We start from the raw sequence: 22,258 nt of genomic DNA, 5'->3' as shown, positions 1-22,258 counted from the left end.
ATTTCTCCCGTTCTACCGCCTGATGCCCGCGCGGTGTCGAAAACCGGCCGCCCGCTCCGACTCTCCTGCGAGAGCACGTCTTCCCCGGAAGACGCACCACGCCGAAGAGGAGGAAGTCATGAAGTACCTGGTGATGGTCAAAGGGTCGCAGGCCGACTACGAGGGCATGGTGGGCCGCGGCTCCGCCGGCAGCCCCGCCTGGAACAAGGAACAGCTCCAGGCCATGTTCGACCACATGAACAAGATCAACGAGGAGCTGACCTCGACCGGCGAGATGCTCGACGCCCAGGGCCTCTCCGCCCCCTCCACGACCCGCTTCGTCACCGTCGACGCCGACGGCGAGCCCGTCGTCACCGACGGCCCCTACGCCGAGACCAAGGAGGTCCTCGCCGGCTACTGGCTCCTCGACTGCCCCTCCCTCGACCGCGTCACCGAAATCGCCGCCCAGGTCGCCCGCTGCCCCGTCCCTCCCGGCTCCCCCGACTACCCCGTCGCCATCCGCCCCGTCGACGAGACGGGTCCGAGCCAGGACTGATCGTCAGTGCAGCCCGTGGGCCCCGCCTGGCGGGTGGGGCCTGCCTCGGGGGATGAGGAGGGGGGAGGCGAGGGCGGTGGTGGTGGCGAGGAGGGTGCAGGCGGTGAAGGCGGTGGTGAAGCCGGTGGGTGGGAGGGAGGGGGAGGCGAGGGCGAGCGTGGAGGCGAGGGCGATGCCGAGGGTGCCGCCCAGTTCGTGGAAGGTGTTGACGATGCCGGAGGCGAGGCCGGCTTCGTGCGGGGGGACGAGGCCGAGGGCGGTGGTGGTGGCCGTGACGAAGACCGCGCCGAGGCCGAGGGATGCCGTGGCCAGGGCCGGCATGAGGGTCGTCCACGGGGCGGCGTGATCGAGGAGCGCCAGGGGCAGGCAGCCGGCCGCGGCCAGGGTCATGCCGCCGGTGGCGCAGACGCGCGGGCCGGCCGTGGCGAGCAGGCGGGAGCCGAGGTGGGCGCCGATGGCGGTGGTGGCGGCGATCGGGAGGAAGAGGAGTCCCGTGCGGAGGGGGCCGAGGCCGTCGACGTGCTGGAGCCGCATCGAGCCCAGGAAGAAGAACGAGATCAACAGGGCCGTCGCGACCAGCATGAGGAGTGAGCCGGCGACGACCGGGCGCCGGGTGAGCATCCGCAGGTCCATGAGCGGCGCGCGGCTCGTGTGCTCGACCGCGGCGAAGGCGGTGTAGAGGACGGCCGCGCCCAGCAGCGTCAGCAGCGTGGCCGTCGAGGCCCAGCCGGAGTCGCCCGCGCGCACCAGGCCGTAGACGAGGGTGGCGGTGGCGGCGGTGACGAGGAGTGCGCCGGGGGCGTCGAGGAGCCGGGCGGTGGGGGCCGGTGGGGCGTCGCCGTGGGGGCGGGGGAGGAGCCTGGGGAGGGTGGCGAGGAGGGCGACGCCGAGGGGACGTTGAGGTGGAAGATCCAGGGCCAGCCGGGGCCGGCGGTGAGGGCGCCGCCGAGGAGGACGCCGACGGCGGAGCCGGTGGCGCCGATGGCGGCCCAGGCGCCGAGGGCGCGGGGGCGTTCGGGGCCGTGGAAGGTGGTGGTGACGAGGGCGAGGGCGGCCGGGGAGAGGAGGGCGGCGGCGATGCCCTGGGCGACGCGGCCGGTGAGGAGGACGGCGGCGTTGGGGGCGAGGCCGCAGGCCAGGGACGCGGTGGTGAAGAGGGCGAGCCCGGTGAGGAGGACGCGGCGGGCGCCGAGGGCGTCGGAGAGCCGTCCGCCGAGGAGCATGAGGCCGCCGAAGCAGAGGGTGTACGCGGTGACGACCCAGGTCAGGGCCGTGCGTCCGAGGTTCAGGTCGGTGGCGATGGCGGGCAGGGCGACGTTCACGACGGTGACGTCGAGGACCAGCATGAACTGGGCCGCGCAGAGCAGCGCGAGCACCGTCCAGCGGCGTGGGTGGACGCGGGCGGGGGTGGGTGTGGCGGAGTGGGTGGACATAACTGAACTGTACGGCACAGTACAGTTGAACTCAAGAGTACAGTTCCGTTGGTAGGGTGGCCGCATGGACGCCCAGCCCCCGAAACCCGCCCCCACCGGCGCCCGCGCCGCCCGCAAGCGGCAGGCCGTCGTGCGGGCCGCCCGCGACCTCTTCCTCCGTGAGGGCTTCGGCGTCGGCATGGACGCCATCGCCGCCGAGGCGGGCGTCTCCAAGGTGACCGTCTACAACCACTTCGGCAGCAAGGAAGCCCTCTTCACCGCCGTCGTCGCGGGCGCCCTCGACGAGCCGCTGCACGGCGACACCGACGGCCCCGACCTCTCGGCCCTCGCCGGCGCCGACGACCTGCGCGCCGCCCTCACCGAGGCCGGCCGCGCCTGGGCGCACGCCGTACGGACCGACGCCGAGGGCCGCGCCCTGCGCACCCTCGTCGCCACCGAACTGCACCGCTTCCCCGAACTGGGCCGCGCCTGGCGCGCCCACGGCCCGGCCGGCCACCACCCCGCCGTCGCCGAGGCCCTGCGGACCCTCGCGGACCGCGGCCTCCTGGAGATCCCGGACCTGGAGGTCGCCGTCCTCCAGCTCTACTCGCTGCTCGTCTTCCCGCAGATGGTCTTCGAGCAGTACGGCACGGAGCTCGACGAGGAGCTGAGCGAGCGGCTCGTCGTCGACGGCGTGGAGATGTTCCTGCGCCGTTACGCCCCCTGAGGGCTTGCTCCCGACGCCCGCCGGCCCGGTCTGCGTGCGGCGGGAGGGGTGAGTTCGCGCCAGGTGTCATCCTTGGTTCTCGACGGAACCCCGCGCTGGGGAGTAAATTACCCCCCGGGGTATCTGTGGAGGAGTCGCTGTGGAACTCGACCTCGCGGGCGCCGAGCTGAAGTCCGTGCTGAACCGGCTGCGCCGGGCTCAGGGGCAGATCGCCGGCGTGATCCGGATGATCGAGGAGGGGCGCGACTGCGAGGAGGTCGTGACCCAGCTGGCCGCCGCCTCCCGCGCCCTCGACCGGGCCGGCTTCGCGATCATCGCGACCGGGCTCCAGCAGTGCCTGACCGACATCGAGGACGGCCGCAAGGACGGCGAGGACCCGCACGCGATGCGCGCCCGCCTGGAGAAGCTGTTCCTGTCCCTGGCGTAGCCAGGGAGACGCGGAGACGCGGAGAGCGCCCCTGGGGATTCCCCGGGGGCGCTCTCCGTTTCGGGCCGCTTCGGGCCGGTCCGCGCCGTCAGTCGTCCGCGAGGCCCTTCAGGCGCTTGGCGATGCGGGTGAGGCGGGTGCCCTGGTAGCGGGCGGCCTGGAGGACCTCTTCGCCGGGGGCGCCGTTGGCGCCGGGGTGGGCGGTGCCGTACGGGTTGCCGCCGGCCGCGTAGACGGCGGGGTCGGTGAAGCCGGGCGAGACGATGACCGAGCCCCAGTGGTGGAAGGTGTTGTAGAGGGCGAGCAGCGTCGACTCGTTGCCGCCGTGGACGTTGTGCGCGCTGGTGAAGGCCGTGGCGGGCTTGTCGGCCATGACGCCGCGCTGCCAGAGCCCGCCCGAGGTGTCGACGTACTGCTTCAGCTGCGCGGAGACGTTGCCGAAGCGGGTCGGGGAGCCGAACGCGTACGCGTCCGCCCACTCCAGGTCCTCCAGCGTGGCGACCTCCACGTCGCCGGTGGCGTCGACGTGCGCGCGCCAGGCCGGGTTGGAGTCGATGGCGGCGTCGGGGGCGAGCTCGGGCACCCGGCGCAGGCGCACCTCGGCGCCGGCCTTCTCGGCGCCCTCGGCGACCGCCTGGGCGAGCTGGTGGACGGAACCCGTGGCCGAGTAGTAGATGACGGCGACCTTGACGGACATGGCGAACTCTCCTCGATCCCGCAAAGTGGATTACTTTCCGATTCGACGTTCTCGAGACTAAACGGATCGATATCCGTTTTGCAAGGCGAACGGGTATGCTCAACAACGAGAGACGACCTGGGGGGAACACGGCCGGACGGAAGAAAGAGCGGGAGTCGGCAGATGAGCACGGAGAAACCGCAGGCCGGAAGCGGGGAAGCGGCGGCTCGGGAGACCACGCCCCTGGCAGCCCCCGGACTGCTCCCGACCGTCGACTCCCCCGCCCCCGAGCGCGCCGACGCCGCCCGCAACCGGCGCAAGATCCTCGACGCCGCGGCCCGGATAGTCGCCGAGAAGGGCCCGGACGCGGTCACCATGAACCAGGTCGCCCACGCCTGCGGCATCGGCGTCGGCACCGCGTACCGCCGCTTCGGCGACGTCTCCCAGCTCCTGTGGGCGCTCCTCGACGACCGCGAGCGCCAGTTCCAGGAGGCGTACATGAGCGGGCCGCCGCCGCTGGGGCCCGGCGCCCCGGCCGCCGAGCGGCTCGACGCCTTCCTCGGCGCCCTCGTCGACCGGGTCGAGGAGCAGCGCGCCCTGCTCCTCGCGGCGCACGCCGCCGGGCCCGGGGCCCGCTACCACAGCGGCGCCTACCGGGTGATGCACACGCACGTGGCCCTGCTCATCGGGCAGATCAGGCCGGGCTCCGACAGCACGCTCCTCGCGCACCTGCTGCTGGCGTCGTTCTCGCCGGACGTCATGCACCACCTGACGGTCGAGCAGGAACTCTCGGCCGACCGCCTCAAGGCGGGGCTCCGGACCCTCCTGACCCTGCGGGACTGACCCCTCCGAGGACCCCGCCGAGGACCCCACCGAGGGCCGAGGACCCCGCCGAGGACCCCACCGAGGGCCGAGGACCCCGCCGAGGACGACCGCCGAAGGCCGAGGACGCCCGCCGAGCCCCCGCCTCCGATCCCCGCTTACGGAGTCCCCAGCGCCGCCAAGCCGTCCAGGACCCGGGCGAGGGCGAAGGCGTACGCGTGTTCCGCGTCGTACAGGCCGCCGTAGGCGACGGCCGCCGCCTCGCCGACCCTGGACGCGAGGGGGAAGCGGGCGCCGTCGAAGACGCGGGCGAGGAGCGGCTCGTGGGCGGCCCACCACTCGCCGTCGGACATGGCGCTCTCCCGCTCGACGGCGCGCGCGTCCAGCTCCGCCCGCGCACCGGCCTGTACGGAGCCGAGGACGAAGGTCAGGGCGGAGTCGCGGGCCACGTCGTCGAGGCCGAGGCCCTCGAAGGCGGCGAGCTCGTACTCGTACTTGGCCATCACGCCGGGGCCCAGCGGGGCGCGGACGATCCGCAGGTCGACCAGCCAGGGGTGGCGCAGGTGCAGCGCCCGGTTGGCGTCGGCGACGGAGGTGACGCGGTCGCGCCAGGGCTGCTCGGGGCCGAACGGCGGGCGGTCCATCCGCAGGAAGACGGCGTCCAGCATGAGGTCGAGGAGTTCGCTCTTGCCGGGGACGTACGTGTAGAGGGTCATCGGGGTGACGCCGAGGCGCTGGGCGACGGCGCGCATGGTCAGGGCGTCGAGGCCGCCGCCGTCGGCGAGGGCGAGGGCGGCGTCGACGACCGCGTCGACGGTGAGGCCCTGGCGCGGGCCGCGCCGCGCCGCGGGGGCCGCGGCGCTGTCGCGCCAGAGCAGCTCCAGGGTGCGGGCCGGGTCGCCGGCCCCGCTGCTGTTCTTCCCGCCGGTCGTCGCCATGGCACTCATTCTCGCAGGTCAGAGGCATCAAGCCATAACTCTGTACGTTGTATAGAGTACCCTGTCCGTCCGAGTACGGGACGACCATCGGAGGGCGCACCAATGAACCACCCCGTCGGCACGAACCACCCCGGCCACCCCGTCGGCACCGAGGAGCCCGCCGCGGCGGACGGCCACCACGTCATCCAGGTCCGCGGGGCCCGCGAGAACAACCTCAAGAACGTCGACGTCGACCTCCCCAAGCGCCGCCTCACCGTCTTCACCGGGGTCTCCGGCTCCGGGAAGTCCTCCCTGGTCTTCGGCACCATCGCGGCCGAGTCGCAGCGCCTGATCAACGAGACGTACAGCGCCTTCCTCCAGTCCTTCATGCCGTCGCTCGCCCGCCCGGACGTGGACGGGCTGCACAACCTGAGCGCGGCGATCGTCGTCGACCAGGAGCGGATGGGCGCCAACTCCCGCTCCACCGTGGGCACGGCCACCGACGCGTACACGATGCTGCGGATCGTCTTCAGCCGCCTCGGCACCCCGCACGTCGGCACGTCCGGGGCGTTCAGCTTCAACCTGCCCGAGGGCATGTGCCCGCGCTGCGAGGGCGCCGGCGAGGTCTCGGACATCGACGTCGACGAGCTCGTGGACCGCGAGAAGACCCTCGCCGAGGGCGCCATCACCGTCCCGAACTTCGCCGTGGACTCCTGGTACTGGCGGATCATGGCCGAATCCGGCTTCTACCCCGCCGACAAGAAGCTCGCGGACTTCACCGAGGAGGAGTGGGAGGACTTCCTCCACAAGCCCACCTGCAAGGTGAAGGTCGGCAGCAACACCTTCACCTACGAGGGCCTCGTGCCGAAGGTCCAGCGGCTGTTCCTCGCCAAGGACCGCGAGTCGCTCCAGGCCCACATCCGGGCGTTCGTCGACCGCGCGGTCGTCTTCCGCACCTGCCCGGAGTGCGAGGGCGCCCGGCTCACCCGGGCCGCGCTGTCCTCCCGCATCGACGGGGTCAACATCGCCGAGTGCTCGGCGATGCAGATCAGCGACCTGGCCGCGTTCGTGCGCCGGATCGAGGACCCCTCCGTCGCCCCGCTCCTCGCCGGCCTGCGGGAGCTGCTCGACTCGCTCGTGGAGATAGGCCTCGGCTATCTGAGCCTCGACCGGGCGTCCGGCACTCTCTCCGGCGGCGAGGCCCAGCGGGTGAAGATGGTCCGCCATCTCGGCTCGCCGCTCACCGACGTCACCTACGTCTTCGACGAGCCGACGACCGGACTGCACCCGCACGACATCCGGCGCATGAACGACCTGCTGCTGCGCCTGCGCGACAAGGGCAACACCGTCCTCGTCGTCGAGCACAAGCCCGAGGTCATCGAGATCGCCGACCACGTCGTGGACCTCGGGCCGCGGGCCGGGACCGCGGGCGGCGAGATCTGCTACAGCGGCAACGTGCCGGGCCTGCGCACCTCCGGCACCCTCACCGGGAACCACCTCTCGCACCGGGCGAAGCTCCGCGCCGAGGTGCGGACCCGGACCGGCGCGCTGACCATCGCCGGGGCCACCCAGCACAACCTCAAGGACGTGAGCGTCGAGATCCCGACCGGGGTCCTGACCGTGGTCACCGGCGTGGCGGGGTCCGGCAAGTCCTCCCTCGTCCACGGCAACCTGCCGGGCCGCGAGGGCGTCGTCGTCGCCGACCAGTCCCCGATCCGCGGCTCGCGCCGCTCGAACCCGGCGACGTACACGGGGCTCCTCGGCCCCATCCGCACGGCCTTCGCCAAGGCCAACGGCGTCAAGGCCGCCCTCTTCAGCGCCAACTCCGAGGGCGCCTGCGGGCACTGCAACGGCCTCGGGCTCATCTACACCGACCTGGCCATCGCGGCCGGCGTGGCCTCGATCTGCGAGAAGTGCGAGGGCAAGCGGTTCACGCCCGAGGTGCTCACGTACCGGCTCGACGGGAAGAACATCCACGAGGTGCTGTCCCTGTCGATCGAGGAGGCGTACGACTTCTTCACGGCGAAGGGCCAGGCCCGCACGATCCTCGGCCGCCTCAAGGACGTCGGCCTCGGCTACCTGCGCCTCGGCCAGCCCCTGAACACCCTCTCCGGCGGCGAGCGCCAGCGGCTCAAGCTCGCCATCCACATGGCCGAGAAGGGCGCCGTCTACGTCCTCGACGAGCCCACCACCGGGCTCCACCTCGCCGATGTCGACCAGCTCCTCGCCCTCCTCGACCGGCTCGTCGACGCGGGCAACACGGTCGTCGTCATCGAGCACCACCAGGCCGTCATGGCCCACGCCGACTGGCTCGTCGACCTCGGCCCCGGCGCGGGCCACGACGGCGGCCGCGTCGTCTTCGAGGGCACCCCGGCGCAGCTGGTCGAGCACGGCGACACCCTGACCGCCCGCCACCTGCGGGAGTACGTCGGCGGCTGACCCGGCGGCCGCCCGCTCGGTGGACGGTGCTGGACCGGAGCCGGGCGGCGGCCGCAGGATCATGGCATGACCACGTATCTGATCCTCCACGGCTACCAGAACCACCGTCCGCCCGGTCACTGGCAGCACTGGCTCGCCGGGCGGCTGCGGGAGCGCGGCCACGAGGTCCGCTACCCGCAGCTGCCCGAGCCGGACGCGCCCGTCCTCGCGGACTGGCTCGACGCCCTTGTGGAGCACGGGAAGCGGCCGGCCGACGGCGAGTTCGTCGTGGTCGCGCACAGCCTGTCGGTCCTGCTGTGGCTTCGGGCGGGCGAGCGGCGGCCCGACGCCGACCGGGTCCTCCTGGTCGCCCCGCCGTCGCCCGCGGTGACCGCCTCGATCCCCGCCATCGCCCCGTTCGCCGACGGGCTCGATCCGGCGGAGCGGGGCCTCGCGGCCCGTCTCGTGTACGGGGACGGGGACCCGTACTGCCCCGAGGGCGCGGACGCTCACTACGGCGTCCCGCTCGGTCTGGACATGGACCACGTCCCGGCGGGCGCGCACCTCGACCGCGACGCCGGATACGGCGACTGGGCCTCGGTCCTGGAGTGGTGCGAGGACCCGGCGGTACGGGTGAAGGGCCGGTAGCGCACGCCCGCCGCCGGCGCCCTCCGGCCCGGACACCGGCAGCCCACACCCACCGCCGGCGCCCGCCGGCCCGGACACCGGCAGCCCACGCCCGCCGCCGGCGCCCGCCGGCCCGGCACCGGCGGCGCCCGCCCGCCCCGGTGCTGGTGGCACCCGTTCGCGAAAAGGTGAACCCACCAGGCGGGCGGGCGGCCGCCGCGCGATGATCGGAGCATGAGTCCCGTGCTCGAGACGCCCGAGATCCACCTCGCCCGGCAGCCGGACGCGGACGCGCTGCTCGGGCGGTCGCCGCTCGCCGCGCCCGTCGGCATGCTGCTCGATCAGCAGGTGCCGATGGAGTGGGCGTTCTCGGGGCCGTACACGATCGCCTCGCGGCTCGGCGCGGACGATCCGGACGCGCACGAGATCGCGGCGCGGGATCCGGAGGAGTTCGCGGCGCTGCTGTCGGAGAACGCGACGGCGAAAGCGGCGAAAGCCGCCAAGGAGCGGAAATCCCCCGGGAATTGATAATTCCACATGTCAATCCTGTTCGAGTTGACAGGAATTCCGCAGGACCTGTTCACAGAATGCCCCCGATATCGCTAACTTCCCCTCAACCTCGTCCGTAACGGGAAGGACTTCTGTGAACGCAACCCAGCGCCGTGCCGCGGCCATTTTGGCCGCCGCCGCACTCGCCACCCCGCTGGTCCTCGCCTCCCCCGCCACCGCGGGACAGGACCCCACGGCCGCACCCGCCCGCGATGCCGCCAAGCTGGCGAAGAAGCTGGTCCGCGAAACCACCGCTCAGGACGCCTACAAGCACCTGCAGAAGTTCCAGGCGATAGCCGACTCGGCCGGCGGTCACCGCGCGGCCGGCTCCCTCGGCCACGACGCCTCGGCCGCGTACGTCTACACGCAGCTGAAGAAGGCCGGATACGACGTCCGATACCAGAAGTTCGACTTCCAGTACACGGAGACGCTCGCCGAGAAGGCCTCCGTCGTCTCGCCCGCGCCCCGCGCGCTCGACATCAAGGCGATGACGTACACCAAGTCCACCCCGGTCGGCGGCATCACGGCGGCCCTCGCGGCCGCGCCCGTCGACGCCGACGGCACCAACGGCTGCGAGCCGACCGACTTCGCCACCGGCACCTTCACCGGCAAGATCGCCCTGATCAAGCGCGGTGGCTGCACCTTCGCGATCAAGCAGCAGAACGCGGCCGCGGCCGGGGCCGTCGCCGCCGTCATCTACAACAACACCGACGGCGCCCTCTCCGGCACCCTCGGCGACGCGGCCGCCGGCAAGGTCCCGACCGGCGGGATCTCGCTGGCCGAGGGCACGAAGCTGGCCGGCGACCTCGCGAACGGCCCGGTGTCGCTCTCCGTGGAGATCCGCCAGCTCCAGGAGAAGCGTTCCACCAACAACGTCATCGCGGAGACCAGGGGCGGCAACGCCGCCAACACCGTGATGCTCGGCTCCCACCTCGACTCCGTCACCGCGGGCCCCGGCATCAACGACAACGGCTCCGGCTCCGCCGGTCTCCTCCAGACCGCCCTGGAGCTCGCCAAGTCGAAGGACAAGGTCCGCAACAAGGTCCGCTTCGCCTGGTGGTCGGCCGAGGAGGTCGGCCTCCTCGGCTCCGAGCACTACGTGAACACCCTCACCGCGCTCGACAAGAACGAGATCAAGCTCTACCTGAACTTCGACATGATCGCCTCGCCGAACTACGGCCTGTTCGTCTACGACGGCGACAACTCCGACGGCGTCGGCGCCGGTGCCGGCCCCGAGGGCTCCGCCCAGCTGGAGCGCGACATCACCGACTTCATGGACAAGCGCGGCCTCCCGCACGAGGGCACCGACTTCACCGGCCGCTCCGACTACGGCCCGTTCATCGAGGTCGGCATCCCCTCCGGCGGCACCTTCACCGGCGCCGAGGGCATCAAGACCCCCGCCCAGGCAGCCCTGTTCGGCGGCACGGCGGGCGTCGCCTACGACGTGAACTACCACGCCAAGGGCGACGACCTGAAGAACATCGACATGACGGCCTTCGACGCCAACATCAAGGTCATCGCCAACTCCGTGGGCACCTACGCCCACGACATCTCCTCCCTGCGCAAGCCGGTCGTCTCCGTCCCGACCACCGGCGGCACGGGCAGCGGCGGCGGCCTGCACGACGACCACCACGAGGTGACCGAGTAGTCAGCGCCTCCGGCGGGCGGTACCGAAGACCGACCGGCTGATCTCCCGGCCCAGCTGGGTGCCGATCGACCGGGCCAGGGACTTGAAGATCCCGCTGCCCACCACCTGTTCGGCCAGCGAGGGCTCCTCCTTCTCCCGGGGAGCCCTCGCCCCGTTCTTCTCGGCCTCCTCCGCCGCCTTCTCGGCCTCCTGCGCGGCCGCCGCCTCCAGGGCCGCCGCCTCCGCCGCCTTCTGCTCGGCGGTCAGCTTCTCGTACGCCGACTCGCGGTCCACCGCCTCCGCGTACCGCCCGTACAGCGGCGAGGCCTTCACCGCCGCGTCCAGGGCCGCCGCGTCGACCGGGCCCATCAGCGACTCCGGCGCCCGCAGCCGCGTCGCCGCCACCGGCGTCGGCGCGCCCTTCTCGCTCAGTACGGTGACCACCGCCTCGCCCGTCCCGAGCCCGGTGAGCACCTCCTCCAGGTCGTACGGCGACTTCGGGAAGGTCCGTACGGTCGCCTTGAGCGCCTTGGCGTCGTCCGGGGTGAAGGCGCGCAGCGCGTGCTGCACCCGGTTGCCGAGCTGCGCGAGCACGTCCGCGGGGACGTCCTTCGGGGTCTGCGTCACGAGGAACACGCCGACGCCCTTCGAGCGGATCAGCCGCACGGTCTGCGTGATCGACTCCAGGAACGCCTTCGAGGCCCCCTTGAAGAGCAGGTGCGCCTCGTCGAAGAAGAAGACCAGCTTCGGCTTCTCCGGGTCGCCGACCTCCGGCAGGTCGTGGAAGAGGTCCGCGAGCATCCACATCAGGAACGTCGAGAACAGCTGCGGCTTGTCCTGCACGGCCGGCAGCTCCAGGACCGAGACGGTCCCGCGCCCGTCCGCCGCCGTCCGCAGGAACTCGCTCGTGTCGAACTCCGGCTCCCCGAAGAACCCGCCCGCCCCCTGCTGCTCGAAGGCCGTGATCGCCCGCAGGATCACCCCGGCCGTCACCGTCGAGAGTCCGCCGATGCCCTTCAGCTCGGCCTTCCCGGTGTCCGAGACCAGGAAGGCCACCACGGCCCGCAGGTCCTTGAGGTCGACCAGTTCCAGGCCCTTGGCGTCGGCGTAGTGGAAGATCAGGCCGAGCGACTGCTCCTGCGTCCGGTTGAGCTGGAGGACCTTCGAGAGCAGCACCGGGCCGAAGCTGGTCACCGTGGCGCGCACCGGGATGCCGGGGCCGAGCCCCCCGAGGCCGTAGAACTCGCAGGGGAAGCCGGTCGCCCGCCACTCCTGGCCGACCTCGGCGGCCCGCTGCCCGACCCTCCCGCCGTCCTCGCCGGGGGCGGAGATCCCGGAGACGTCGCCCTTGATGTCGGCGAGGAAGACCGGCACCCCGTGCCCGGACAGCTGCTCGGCGATCAGCTGGAGCGTCTTCGTCTTGCCGGTGCCCGTGGCGCCCGCGACCAGGCCGTGGCGGTTGAGGACGGGCAGCGGGACGCGGATCGGCGCGTCCGGGTGACACGCGCCGTCCCAGAGCAGCGCCCCCAGGTCGAGTGCCGGGCCGTCGAAGGCGTACCCGGCGGCGATCTCGGCGGCGGGCCCCGCCGCGGGGGCCGCGGCCTGGGCCGCCGGTGCCTGGGCCGCCGGGGCGGGCTGGGCCCCTCCGGTGGCCGACGGCGGCTCGCTCACGCTCATGACGGCACCCCGATTTCGGTTTTGTCACGGTTTGCACCAGCATCCCATCGGTCGCGCGTGGCTGCGCCGGAAGCCGCTCGCCCGGTAGGCTTTCCGTGTGATCTTCAAGCGCATCGGTAACGGAAAGCCGTATCCCGACCACGGCCGGGAAAGCACCCGGCAGTGGGCGGACGTCGCCCCGCGCCCGGTCCGCCTCGACCAGCTGGTCACCACCAAGGGCCAGCTGGACCTGGAGACGCTGCTCGCCGAGGACTCCACGTTCTACGGCGACCTCTTCGCGCACGTCGTGAAGTGGCGCGGCGATCTCTATCTGGAAGACGGGCTGCACCGCGCCGTGCGCGCGGCGCTCCAGCAGCGCCAGGTGCTGCACGCCCGCGTCCTCGAGATGGACTGAGACGGAGCCGCTCGGCCCTTCCGCGCTGACCCTTTCGGGGTCAGTTCGACCCCATCCGGACGCGATCACATGATCATCAAGTAGGCATCGCCGACGGGCGGCACTACGCTGCGTTCATGAGCATGCTCACTCCCCCCGGAATGGGCGGAAAGTACCGCATCACGGGGGACGTCTACCCGCGCATGCGCCGCCCCCACCGCCGGCGCAGGATCGTCCTCGCGTCCGCCGCCGCGATGGTCGTGCTCGGCGCGGCCGGCTGGGGCACGCTCCAGCTCGTCGACGTCTTCTCCGGCGGCGACGGCACGAAGACGACCGCCGGCAAGCAGGCCGACTGCAAGCCCGTCGTCAAGGCGACCACCACGCCCGCCGCCGCCCTCCCCAAGCCCGGGCAGATCACGGTCAACGTCTACAACGCGACCCCGCGCAGCGGTCTCGCCAAGACGACCGCCGACGAGCTCAAGAAGCGCGGCTTCAAGATCGGCAAGGTGGGGAACGCGCCCACCGCCTACGACAAGAAGGTCCCCGGCGCCGGCCTGCTCCTCGGCGCCCCCGCGGCCACCAAGGGAGCCTTCCCGGTCCTCGGCACCCAGCTCACGGGCGCCACGACCAAGACGGACACCCGCGCCACGGCGGACGTGGACCTGATCATCGGCACCGCCTTCAAGACGCTGTCCCCGAAAACGACGGCGGACGCGGCCCTGGTCGCCCTGACCAAGCCCGCGCCCGTACCGACCGGAAAGTGCTGAAGGACTGCTCGGCGGAGCCGACGGTGCCTTATTCGGCGGAGCCGACGGTGCTTTATTCGGCGGAGCCGACAGTGCCTTATTCGGCGGAGCCGACAGTGCCTTATTCGGCGGAGCCGTACATGCGGTCGCCCGCGTCGCCCAGGCCCGGGACGATGTAGCCGTTCTCGTTGAGGCGCTCGTCCACCGAGGCCGTCACGACGGTGACCGGCGTGCCGGCGAGCTCGCGCTCCATGACCTCGACGCCCTCCGGGGCGGCGAGGAGCACGACGGCGGTGACGTCGTCCGCGCCGCGCTTGATGAGCTCCTGGATCGCCGCGACCAGCGTGCCGCCGGTCGCCAGCATCGGGTCGAGGACGTACACCTGGCGGCCCGAGAGGTCCTCCGGCATCCGCGTGGCGTAGGTCGACGCCTCCAGCGTCTCCTCGTTGCGGATCATGCCGAGGAAGCCGACCTCGGCGGTCGGCAGCAGCCGGACCATGCCGTCGAGCATGCCGAGACCGGCACGCAGGATCGGGACCACCAGCGGACGCGGGTGCGACAGCTTCACGCCGGTCGTGGGCGTCACGGGGGTCTCGATGTCGACCTGCTCGGTCCGGACGTCCCTGGTGGCCTCGTAGGCGAGCAGGGTGACCAGCTCGTCGGCGAGACGGCGGAAGGTCGCGGAGTCCGTGCGCTTGTCGCGCAGGGTGGTGAGCTTGTGGGCGACCAGGGGGTGGTCGACGACGTGGAGACGCATGGCTCAACAGTAGCCCGCCGCGCACTGGCGTCGACCCACGCCACTGGGGGAAGGTGGGGGGCACAGGGACCCAGCGATGGGGTGGTGTGGCCGATGCCCGACCTGGAAGAACCGGCCGAGGAAGCCGCCGAGGGGGCGGCCCGCACGCCGGCACCGGAGACCGACGCGGAGCGCCGCAGGCGCCGCGCCCAGTTCCTCCGCGAGCTGAACGAGGCCAAGGCGCTGCGCGAACGCGTGCAGCCGCGGCGCGCCCGGGCCGCCCGGATGCGGCAGGCCATGCGCATGCGGACCTTCCGCTGGTGAGGCCTCCGGGGCCGAAGGTGGCCACGCGCCGCCGGGGCCCGTCGTGCGCCCCCCTCGTGCGCCGGGGTCGCACGCCCGCCCGATGGCGGTGTCGTTCAGACTGATGCACGACGCAAGGACCGAAGACCTCTCCTGCGCGCCCCGTTTCTGTCACGATGCCGATTGGGCGGGGCACCAGGAGCGCGCCGCCGGAACGTCACACCTCTGATCAGTGGGAGAGAGTCAGGTGTACTTCGCCGCACTGCTCGCGCGCACCGAAGACGGGTGGGAAGCGAGCGACACGGAGCTCGACGACGTGGAGACCCTGTCGGATCTGGCCGAGCTGGCCCGCGAGGCCTCGGACGACGACACGGTGATCGTCTACATCGAGCAGGAGGACGCGTGGTTCGGGATCGTACGGATCGAGGGTGAGGAAGACCCTCGGATCTACGTCTCGGACGGCGCCGCCGCCGCCCGTTCCTCGTACGGGGAGATCCTCACCCGGGAGATCCTCGGCGAGGACCTCGACGCCGAGCTCGACGAGCTGGAAGCCCTGGACCTGGACGGCACGGAGGACGGGGAACCGCTCGCCGACGAGGCCGACGGGGACGACGAGGCCGCCGGGGCCGTACCGTCCGCTCCCGTCGGCGACTCCCTGGTCCTCGCGGACCTCGGTCTGTCGGAGCGCGAGCTCCGCGCCCTCGACAGCGACGCCCTCGCGGTGATCGCCGAGGCGCTGGGCGCGGCCGAGGTACTGGAGGCCGTGCGCTAGTGGCACGAGCGGTACCGGCTCCGAACCCCGGGACCGATCCCGTACGGGACGCGTCCGGGGCCGATCACGTACGGGACGTCCCCGAGGCCGGCGACGCGGGCGAAGCCCCCGGGACCGAGCGCGTCCCGGGGGCCGTTCCCGATCCCGTACGGGATCCCTGGCAGGGCGCCATGCGGCTCGCGCTCGCCGAGGCGGCCGCGGCCGAGCCGGCCGGTGACGTGCCGGTCGGCGCGGTCGTGCTCGGCCCGGACGGCGAGGTCCTCGCGCGGGCGCACAACGAGCGCGAGGCGGCCGGTGACCCCACCGCGCACGCCGAGGTGCTCGCGCTGCGCCGGGCGGCCGCCGCGACCGGGGAGTGGCGTCTGACGGGGTGCACGCTGGTCGTGACCCTGGAGCCGTGCGTGATGTGCGCGGGGGCCCTCGTCCAGTCGCGGGTCGAGCGGGTGGTGTTCGGCGCGCTCGACGAGAAGGCGGGCGCGGCCGGCTCGCTCTGGGACCTCGTCCGGGACCGTCGGCTCAACCACCGCCCCGAGGTGATCCACGGCGTGCTCGGCGACGCCTGCGCCGAGCAGTTGACGGCCTTCTTCCGCTCCCGCTGACCCCTGCTCCGACCTGGGCTTCGATACGGATTTCATCGCAGCGCCAACTTCGGCTAAGCTCTCTCTCGGTAGCGTGTCCGAGCGGCCGAAGGAGCTCGCCTCGAAAGCGAGTGTGGGGAAACTCACCGAGGGTTCAAATCCCTCCGCTACCGCTTCGATCGAAGGGCCCGACGCATCAGCGTCGGGCCCTTCGGCGTTTCCCGGGGCCCTTGCGGGGCGGCGGCGCGGACGCGAAAGGCCCCGGTCAGCGCTCGGGGCGCGGCCGGGGCCTCTTCGTCGGGCAGGGGCGCCAGGACGGGGGGAACGGCATCGGGGGGACAAGCCGTTCCCCCCGATGAGAACCGGACCTGCAAGTCCTGCGCCGCGTTCAGGGGGGAAGCTCGCGGCGCGGACCCCGCAGTGCGGGCCGGTTCCAGGAGCCCTTCGGATTCCTGCCAGATCCTCCGGGCTCGACATCCATACTGCGCGCCCGTCACCCTTCCGGGGGGCGGCGAAAGGCCCCGATCGCCGGGCCCTTGGTCCATAAAGGCTCGGTTAGAGTGGCGCGGTCGTACGGCGGGGGAACAGGGGAGGGCTGGGCAATGGTGCAAGCGAAGAAGGTCGCGCTGTACGCGGTCATGGTCTTTGTGCTGTACACGATCGTCACGTCCCCGGCCCGGGCCGCCGATCTCGTGCAGGTAGGGTTCGAGGGCATTTCCAGCGCCGCCCAGGGTGTCGGCGAGTTCATGACCGAACTCATCAACTAGGAGCCCTTCGTGATCCGCCATCTGGTCCTCTTCAAGCTCAACGACGGTGTCGCACGCGACGAGCCGCGTGTCGTCGCCGGCGTCGAGGCGTTCCGCAAGCTCGGCGGGGAGATTCCCGAGCTGCGGTTCTGGGAGTGCGACTGGAACATCACGGACCGGCCGATCGCGTACGACTTCGCCATCAACTCGGCGGTCGAGGACACCGACGCGCTCCAGCGCTACCTGGACCACCCGGCGCACCAGGCGGGCGTCGCGCAGTGGCGCGAGTTCGCCACGTGGGTGATCGCGGACTACGCCTTCTAGCCCCCGCCTCACCCGTAGGCCCCCTGCCCTCGCGGCGGGGGGCCTTTTCCGTGCGTGACCTCCCCTTTTTCCACCATCATGCCCTCAACACGTGGTTATGCGGTGCTTGCACACAGTGGACATGTCTTGTGATGCTATGACCGCTTTTGATGGATGAGTTGACCGTAGTTGATTCAGTCGACCAGCAGGACCAGCCGAAGGGGTGGCGTGAACGTGCCGGCCAGTACAGCGCCTCAAGTCCCGCCCCAGCACGAGGCAGGCGGCGCGGACACCCCGCGCGCCCGGCCCCAGAGCACCCGTGGCGCCGACACCCGCGCGCTGACCCAGGTGCTCTTCGGGCAGCTCAAGAACCTGGAGCCGGGGACCACGGAGCACCACCGGGTGCGCGGGGCCCTCATCGAGGCCAACCTCCCGCTCGTGCGGTACGCGGCCGCCCGCTTCCGCTCCCGCAACGAACCGATGGAGGACGTCGTCCAGGTCGGCACCATCGGCCTCATCAACGCGATCGACCGCTTCGACCCCGACCGGGGCGTGCAGTTCCCGACCTTCGCGATGCCGACCGTCGTCGGCGAGATCAAGCGGTACTTCCGCGACAACGTCCGGACCGTGCACGTGCCGCGCCGGCTCCACGAGCTCTGGGTCCAGGTGAACGGCGCCACCGAGGACCTGACGACCGCTCACGGCCGCTCCCCCACCACCGCCGAGATCGCCGAACGGCTGCGCATCGGCGAGGACGAGGTGCTCGCCTGCATCGAGGCCGGACGCTCGTACCACGCCACCTCCCTGGAGGCCGCGCAGGAGGGCGACGGGCTTCCCGGGCTGCTCGACCGGCTCGGCTACGAGGACCCCGCCCTGGCCGGCGTCGAGCACCGGGACCTCGTCCGGCACCTGCTCGTCCAGCTGCCCGAGCGGGAGCAGCGGATCCTGATGCTGCGCTACTACAGCAACTTGACCCAGTCTCAGATCAGCCAGGAACTCGGTGTCTCGCAGATGCACGTGTCAAGGCTCCTCGCCCGGAGCTTCGCACGCCTGAGATCCGCAAACAGAATCGAGGCGTAACCGGATCGGGTAGACCGGTTCGGAGCAGTCCGACGCCGCCCCAATTGCCTTACACCCCTTGTTTCCTGCGGATATGCACCCACGCCTTGTCGACAAGTCACTACAGCGTGTTGCCGACATGTGACATTCTGCTGGAACCGAGTTTGCCGCAGCCCTGCCGCCGGTATTCAGGTGGAAGCTGCGTTCCTCAGATGGTCGCGGCCACCGCGACCGTCCGCGACCTCAAGGGGGTGGCATGTCCACAGAACTGGGCAGCTCGAAGGTGCTCACGCTCACGCCCGTTCCCGTGCCCACGCAGACGACGGCGCCGACCGCGGCCGAAAGCGCGGAGGTCACGCCTCCGCCGCCCGTGGCCGTGCCGTCGGGCGCCCTCGACACCCGCACCCTCTCGCGCTCCCTGTTCCTGCGACTGCGCGCGCTCGACACCGAGGGCGCCGCCGCCGACAGCCCGGAGCGGACCTACGTCCGCGACACCCTCATCGAGCTCAACCTCCCGCTCGTGCGGTACGCGGCCGCCCGCTTCCGCTCCCGCAACGAGCCGATGGAGGACATCGTCCAGGTCGGCACCATCGGCCTGATCAAGGCGATCGACCGCTTCGACTGCGAACGCGGCGTGGAGTTCCCGACGTTCGCCATGCCGACCGTCGTCGGCGAGATCAAGCGCTTCTTCCGCGACACCTCGTGGTCGGTGCGGGTCCCGCGCCGCCTCCAGGAGCTGCGGCTCGCCCTCACCAAGGCCAGCGACGAGCTCGCGCAGAAGCTCGACCGCTCCCCCACCGTCCCGGAACTCGCCGCCGTGCTCGGGGTGTCGGAGGAGGACGTGGTCGACGGACTGGCCGTCGGCAACGCGTACACCGCGTCCTCGCTCGACTCCCCCTCGCCCGAGGACGACGGCGGCGAGGGCTCGCTCGCCGACCGCCTCGGCTACGAGGACACGGCCCTCGAAGGCGTCGAGTACCGCGAGTCCCTCAAGCCGCTGCTCGCCAAACTCCCGCCCCGGGAGAGGCAGATCATCATGCTGCGCTTCTTCGCCAACATGACCCAGTCGCAGATCGGCGAGGAGGTCGGCATCTCCCAGATGCACGTCTCGCGCCTGCTCACCCGCACCCTCGCCCAGCTGCGCGAGGGCCTCATCTCCGACTGAACGTCCGGCCGACTTCCGTGAAACCCTGCCTATTTGACGATCCGTCAGGGAAACTGGGTCCATGAGGCCACGGAAGCCGGGAACGGGACCAGGACTCGTCGCGGTGGCGCTCTGCCTCGGTGGAGCGCTGACCGCCTGCGGCGGCGGAGACGGCGAGGGGTACGCGGCGGTCGGCGCCGGCCCCTCCCCCAAGGGCGCGGTCGCCCCCTCCGGCGCCGTCAGTCTCGTCCCCCTGGACGGCCCCACGACACCGGGCCTGACCTCCAGCACGTCCTCCCCGTCCCCCGCGCCCCCCGGCACACCGCCCACGGCCGCGGACGGCCCCCTGCCCGGCCCCTCGGACACTCCCGGAAGCCCCGAAGGCGGCTCCGGGCCCTCCCGTACGGAGACGGGTACGGGACCGGGGTCGGGTGCGGGACCGGACTCCCGGCCGGGATCGGGTACGGCTCCGACGGCCGCGCCCGGAACCGGCGGTACGGCCCCGGGGACCGGCGGCACCCCGCCCCGTACCCCCTCCGCCACGCCCGGGCCCACGGCGCCCGGCACCGGCACGCCGGTGCCGTCACCCACGCCGAGCCCCTCGCCCGGACCCGCCCTGCTCGCCGTCTCCGCGCCCGGCCTCGCGGACGGCGACCGGCGCTGGTGCGAGCGGGTCACCGTGACCTTCCGCAACACCGGCGGCTCCGCGGCCACTTCGGGCACGGTCACGTTCGCCACGCACGTCATCGGCGCACTCGGCGTCGACTGGGCGACCCTCACCTCCAGCCAGCCGCTGCCCGCGCCGATCGCCGCCGGGACGGCCAGGACCCAGACCTACACCGTGTGCGTGGACTCCTGGCGCGTACCGCTCGGCATGCGGATCGACACCCGTCAGGTCACCGCCGAATGGCGCTGACCGGCACCTTCGCGAACCCCACCGGCCGCCCCACCCGGCCGGAGCGCCCGCCCGGCGCCGGCGGGCCCCTTCACACGCCGGGGTAGCGCACCTCGGTCAGGTCCTCGGAGAGCTCCCACAGGCGTCGGCCGGTCGCCGGGTCGGCGGCGGGGGCGGAGAGGCGTACGCGGGTGGGGGTGCCGCGGAGTTCGGCGGGCCCGTCGGGGCCGACGAAGTCGCCGCCCGTCACGTCGGGGGCGGTGGCCGCGTACAGCTGCGGGAGGGCACCGCGCTCGGGGCGCTGGGCGAGCAGGGGGTTGCCGACGTACCCGAGGACGAGCCGGGCGAGGCCGCCGGTGTCCTTGGTCTGGAGGTTGGTGGCGGTGTAGCCGGGGTGCGCGAGGACGGCGCGGACGGGGCTGCGGGTCGCGACGAGGCGGCGGTGCAGTTCCCGGCCGAAGACGGCGTTGGCGAACTTCGACTGGTTGTAAAAAGCCATGGGCGCGTAACCGCGTTCGCCGGCGAGGTCGTCGAAGCGGAGGCTGCCCTGCCGGTGGTTGATCGAGCTGACCGTGACCACCCGGGGGTCGCGGCCGGCGGCGAGCAGGTCGAGCAGGAGCCCGGTGAGCGCGAAGTGGCCGAGGTGGTTGACGGCGAACTGGAGCTCGTGGCCCTGCGGGCTGAGCGTGCGGGGCGGTGCCATCACCCCGGCGTTGTTGACGAGCACGTCGAGGCGCGGGTGCTCGGCGCGCATCCGGTCGGCGAAGGCGCGTACCGAGTCGAGGTCGGCGAGGTCGAGTCGCCGCACGTCGAGGAGGCCCGGCTCCACCCCGTCCGCCGCAAGGCCGGCGGCGGCCGCCCGACCTTTCTCCTCGTCGCGTACGGCGAGGACGACGTGCGCGCCCCGGCCGGCGAGCGCCCGGGTGGTGGCGAGGCCGAGGCCGCTGTTGGCTCCGGTGACGACGAAGACCCGCCCGGTCTGGTCCGGGATCAGGTCGGCGGTCCAGCGCTGCTTCTTGGTCATGCGGCACACGCTGCCGCTTGTGTCACCGAGTGTCAAGCATGACTCTGGATGCCATGGAGGGCACCGCGTTACCATCGGGCCGTGACCACCCGCCCCGAGACCAGCCTCGCCCAGCGCAAACGACAGCTCGTCGCTTCCGAACTCACCGAGGCCGCCCTCCAGCTGTTCGCCCACAAGGGCTTCGACGCGGTGACCGTCGACGAGATCGCGACCACGGTCGGGGTCTCCAAGCGGACCTTCTTCCGCTACTTCGCCTCCAAGGACGACGTGGTCGTCCAGTTCCTGGCGGGCATGGGCGCCGACATGCGCGCGGGGCTCGCCGCCCGGCCCGCCGGGGAGCAGCCGTCCGAGGCACTGCTGCACGCCGTCTCCGTGCCGCTGGCCGCCTGCGGCGACCACGCCGAGCGCGTCCTGCCGGTGGTCCGGCTGATCCTGCGGACCCCGTCCCTGCTCGCGCGCTTCCTGGAGCACCAGGCGCAGTGGCGCGAGGAACTGGCCGACGAGCTCGCCTCCCGCCTCGGCCTCGACCCCGAAGCCGACCTCTACCCCCGGCTCGCCGCGGGCATGGCGCTCACCGCCTTCGACGCCGTCCTGCGCCGGTGGAGCGCCGGGCGGGCCGGCGAGGCCGCCTCCGCCCCGGGCACGCTGATCGGGCAGGCCTTCGCGCTCCTCGCACCGGCACTGGACGGGCCGGCGCCCTCGAAGCCGTAGACCAATGAGGGCCGTGAAGCCTCGGGGCCGTAAAAAAGAAAGGCGGGCCGGTCCGCGAGGTGCGGACCGGCCCACCCGGGCGTGTGGAGGGTACGAGGGTCAGCCCAGCGCCAGCCAGGCGACGCCGGCCAGGACGACGATCACGGCGAGGACGCCGACGATCAGGCCGACCTTCGGGCCGCCCGACGTGGCCACGGCCTGCGGCTGGCGCTGCTGCGGGGTGCCCTCGTCGACGAAGGCGCGGAACATCTGCGTGCTGCCGGCGGGGTCGTAACCCTCGGGGCCCTGAGGGGGCTGGCCCTGGCCGTACGGTGCTTGGGGGTTGTGTGCCATGGGCCAGGACCCTAGCGAAAGGGGGGCGGTGGCCCCAACCCTCCCGCTCCCCCTCCTCCTTTGCCGATTCTTTAGCGCCGTTTGACCGATTTAGTTTGCCTGAAGCAACCATCCATCTCTA

26 protein-coding genes, 1 tRNA gene and 1 pseudogene are annotated in these 22,258 nt (G+C 72.2%); 20 read left to right on the top strand and 8 right to left on the bottom strand.

What is annotated here, in order from left to right:
- Nucleotides 1-118 precede the first annotated feature (118 nt).
- Nucleotides 119-535 (top strand): YciI family protein, encoded by a 417-nt coding sequence (locus OO54_RS32295; protein WP_033209476.1) that lies wholly within the window; start codon nt 119-121, stop codon nt 533-535.
- Between the two features lie 3 nt (nt 536-538).
- Here the strand turns inward: OO54_RS32295 and OO54_RS48875 are convergent, their stop codons facing one another.
- Both OO54_RS48875 and OO54_RS48870 read right to left on the bottom strand, forming a co-directional pair.
- On the bottom strand, nt 539-1,285 hold the full coding sequence (locus OO54_RS48875) for an MFS transporter (protein ID WP_418953280.1): 747 nt from the start codon (nt 1,283-1,285) through the stop codon (nt 539-541).
- Nucleotides 1,237-1,968 (bottom strand): MFS transporter, encoded by a 732-nt coding sequence (locus OO54_RS48870; RefSeq protein ID WP_418953279.1) that lies wholly within the window; start codon nt 1,966-1,968, stop codon nt 1,237-1,239. The genes OO54_RS48875 and OO54_RS48870 overlap by 49 nt, the downstream gene beginning before the upstream one ends.
- A gap of 64 nt (nt 1,969-2,032) precedes the next feature.
- Here OO54_RS48870 and OO54_RS32285 point away from each other — a divergent pair, with 64 nt between their 5' ends.
- Together OO54_RS32285 and OO54_RS32280 are read left to right on the top strand one after the other, a co-directional pair.
- Complete coding sequence (locus tag OO54_RS32285; RefSeq protein WP_033209474.1) at nt 2,033-2,674, top strand: TetR/AcrR family transcriptional regulator; 642 nt, start codon at nt 2,033-2,035, stop codon at nt 2,672-2,674.
- 139 nt (nt 2,675-2,813) lie between these two features.
- Nucleotides 2,814-3,101 carry a metal-sensitive transcriptional regulator gene (locus tag OO54_RS32280; RefSeq protein ID WP_033209471.1) on the top strand — a complete coding sequence of 96 codons (288 nt, stop codon included), beginning with the start codon at nt 2,814-2,816 and terminating at the stop codon, nt 3,099-3,101.
- Between the two features lie 88 nt (nt 3,102-3,189).
- On the opposite strand, the gene wrbA is transcribed toward OO54_RS32280, so the two are convergent.
- Nucleotides 3,190-3,798: an NAD(P)H:quinone oxidoreductase gene (gene wrbA, locus OO54_RS32275; protein WP_033209468.1), complete on the bottom strand. Its 609-nt coding sequence runs from the start codon at nt 3,796-3,798 to the stop codon at nt 3,190-3,192.
- Nucleotides 3,799-3,960: 162 nt separating this feature from the next.
- Here wrbA and OO54_RS32270 point away from each other — a divergent pair, with 162 nt between their 5' ends.
- Complete coding sequence (locus OO54_RS32270; RefSeq protein WP_078905456.1) at nt 3,961-4,620, top strand: TetR/AcrR family transcriptional regulator; 660 nt, start codon at nt 3,961-3,963, stop codon at nt 4,618-4,620.
- 137 nt (nt 4,621-4,757) lie between these two features.
- Here the strand turns inward: OO54_RS32270 and OO54_RS32265 are convergent, their stop codons facing one another.
- Nucleotides 4,758-5,537, bottom strand: a complete 780-nt coding sequence (locus OO54_RS32265) for a TetR/AcrR family transcriptional regulator (protein WP_033209465.1) — start codon at nt 5,535-5,537, stop codon at nt 4,758-4,760.
- 102 nt (nt 5,538-5,639) lie between these two features.
- On the opposite strand from OO54_RS32265, the gene OO54_RS32260 reads away from it, so the two are divergent.
- From OO54_RS32260 to OO54_RS32245, 4 genes and pseudogenes are all read left to right on the top strand, one after another.
- Nucleotides 5,640-7,955 (top strand): ATP-binding cassette domain-containing protein, encoded by a 2,316-nt coding sequence (locus tag OO54_RS32260; protein ID WP_033209462.1) that lies wholly within the window; start codon nt 5,640-5,642, stop codon nt 7,953-7,955.
- 66 nt (nt 7,956-8,021) lie between these two features.
- The gene (locus OO54_RS32255) at nt 8,022-8,582 is read left to right on the top strand and encodes an RBBP9/YdeN family alpha/beta hydrolase (protein ID WP_017240529.1); all 561 of its coding nucleotides are present in this window, start codon (nt 8,022-8,024) and stop codon (nt 8,580-8,582) included.
- Nucleotides 8,583-8,795: 213 nt separating this feature from the next.
- Nucleotides 8,796-9,032, top strand: a pseudogene (locus tag OO54_RS32250) (HhH-GDP family DNA glycosylase); the annotation flags it as partial.
- Between the two features lie 172 nt (nt 9,033-9,204).
- The gene (locus OO54_RS32245) at nt 9,205-10,758 is read left to right on the top strand and encodes a M28 family metallopeptidase (protein ID WP_033209459.1); all 1,554 of its coding nucleotides are present in this window, start codon (nt 9,205-9,207) and stop codon (nt 10,756-10,758) included.
- Here OO54_RS32245 and OO54_RS32240 read toward each other — a convergent pair whose 3' ends face one another.
- Nucleotides 10,759-12,414, bottom strand: a complete 1,656-nt coding sequence (locus tag OO54_RS32240) for a helicase HerA-like domain-containing protein (protein WP_033209456.1) — start codon at nt 12,412-12,414, stop codon at nt 10,759-10,761.
- Nucleotides 12,415-12,511: 97 nt separating this feature from the next.
- On the opposite strand from OO54_RS32240, the gene OO54_RS32235 reads away from it, so the two are divergent.
- Nucleotides 12,512-12,808 carry a type II toxin-antitoxin system VapB family antitoxin gene (locus tag OO54_RS32235; RefSeq protein WP_017240525.1) on the top strand — a complete coding sequence of 99 codons (297 nt, stop codon included), beginning with the start codon at nt 12,512-12,514 and terminating at the stop codon, nt 12,806-12,808.
- Nucleotides 12,809-12,924: 116 nt separating this feature from the next.
- Nucleotides 12,925-13,554 (top strand): LytR C-terminal domain-containing protein, encoded by a 630-nt coding sequence (locus OO54_RS32230; protein WP_033209453.1) that lies wholly within the window; start codon nt 12,925-12,927, stop codon nt 13,552-13,554.
- A gap of 100 nt (nt 13,555-13,654) precedes the next feature.
- Here OO54_RS32230 and upp read toward each other — a convergent pair whose 3' ends face one another.
- Nucleotides 13,655-14,290 carry a uracil phosphoribosyltransferase gene (upp, locus tag OO54_RS32225; RefSeq protein ID WP_017240523.1) on the bottom strand — a complete coding sequence of 212 codons (636 nt, stop codon included), beginning with the start codon at nt 14,288-14,290 and terminating at the stop codon, nt 13,655-13,657.
- Nucleotides 14,291-14,383: 93 nt separating this feature from the next.
- On the opposite strand from upp, the gene OO54_RS32220 reads away from it, so the two are divergent.
- The 9 genes from OO54_RS32220 to OO54_RS32185 all read left to right on the top strand — a co-directional run bounded on the left by OO54_RS32220 (nt 14,384) and on the right by OO54_RS32185 (nt 20,090).
- Nucleotides 14,384-14,593, top strand: coding sequence for a hypothetical protein (locus OO54_RS32220; RefSeq protein ID WP_051787381.1), 210 nt, complete (start codon nt 14,384-14,386; stop codon nt 14,591-14,593).
- 226 nt (nt 14,594-14,819) lie between these two features.
- Nucleotides 14,820-15,344 (top strand): tRNA adenosine deaminase-associated protein, encoded by a 525-nt coding sequence (locus OO54_RS32215; RefSeq protein ID WP_033209447.1) that lies wholly within the window; start codon nt 14,820-14,822, stop codon nt 15,342-15,344.
- Nucleotides 15,345-15,514: 170 nt separating this feature from the next.
- On the top strand, nt 15,515-15,943 hold the full coding sequence (gene tadA / locus OO54_RS32210) for a tRNA adenosine(34) deaminase TadA (protein ID WP_051787379.1): 429 nt from the start codon (nt 15,515-15,517) through the stop codon (nt 15,941-15,943).
- 67 nt (nt 15,944-16,010) lie between these two features.
- A tRNA-Ser gene (locus OO54_RS32205) sits at nt 16,011-16,095 on the top strand.
- A 429-nt stretch (nt 16,096-16,524) separates the two neighbouring features.
- Complete coding sequence (locus OO54_RS46510) at nt 16,525-16,689, top strand: hypothetical protein (protein ID WP_017240520.1); 165 nt, start codon at nt 16,525-16,527, stop codon at nt 16,687-16,689.
- A 9-nt stretch (nt 16,690-16,698) separates the two neighbouring features.
- A complete protein-coding gene (locus OO54_RS32200) occupies nt 16,699-16,992 on the top strand; it encodes a Dabb family protein (protein WP_017240519.1) in 294 nt (97 codons plus the stop codon).
- 213 nt (nt 16,993-17,205) lie between these two features.
- Entirely contained in the window at nt 17,206-18,051 is an 846-nt protein-coding gene (locus OO54_RS32195) for an RNA polymerase sigma factor SigF (RefSeq protein WP_026058423.1), read from the top strand.
- Between the two features lie 235 nt (nt 18,052-18,286).
- On the top strand, nt 18,287-19,195 hold the full coding sequence (locus tag OO54_RS32190) for an RNA polymerase sigma factor SigF (protein WP_017240517.1): 909 nt from the start codon (nt 18,287-18,289) through the stop codon (nt 19,193-19,195).
- Between the two features lie 61 nt (nt 19,196-19,256).
- Nucleotides 19,257-20,090: a hypothetical protein gene (locus OO54_RS32185; RefSeq protein ID WP_234439521.1), complete on the top strand. Its 834-nt coding sequence runs from the start codon at nt 19,257-19,259 to the stop codon at nt 20,088-20,090.
- A 70-nt stretch (nt 20,091-20,160) separates the two neighbouring features.
- Here OO54_RS32185 and OO54_RS32180 read toward each other — a convergent pair whose 3' ends face one another.
- Entirely contained in the window at nt 20,161-21,093 is a 933-nt protein-coding gene (locus OO54_RS32180) for an oxidoreductase (RefSeq protein ID WP_033209441.1), read from the bottom strand.
- 81 nt (nt 21,094-21,174) lie between these two features.
- On the opposite strand from OO54_RS32180, the gene OO54_RS32175 reads away from it, so the two are divergent.
- Nucleotides 21,175-21,804, top strand: a complete 630-nt coding sequence (locus OO54_RS32175; RefSeq protein WP_033209438.1) for a TetR family transcriptional regulator — start codon at nt 21,175-21,177, stop codon at nt 21,802-21,804.
- 99 nt (nt 21,805-21,903) lie between these two features.
- Here OO54_RS32175 and OO54_RS32170 read toward each other — a convergent pair whose 3' ends face one another.
- Nucleotides 21,904-22,137: a hypothetical protein gene (locus OO54_RS32170; protein WP_033209435.1), complete on the bottom strand. Its 234-nt coding sequence runs from the start codon at nt 22,135-22,137 to the stop codon at nt 21,904-21,906.
- Nucleotides 22,138-22,258 lie beyond the last annotated feature (121 nt).

This window comes from Streptomyces wedmorensis, assembly GCF_000716445.1.
Lineage (GTDB): Bacteria > Actinomycetota > Actinomycetes > Streptomycetales > Streptomycetaceae > Streptomyces > Streptomyces wedmorensis.
Note: the sequence above shows the minus strand (reverse complement) of the source record. Positions and strands in the feature narration are given on the sequence as shown.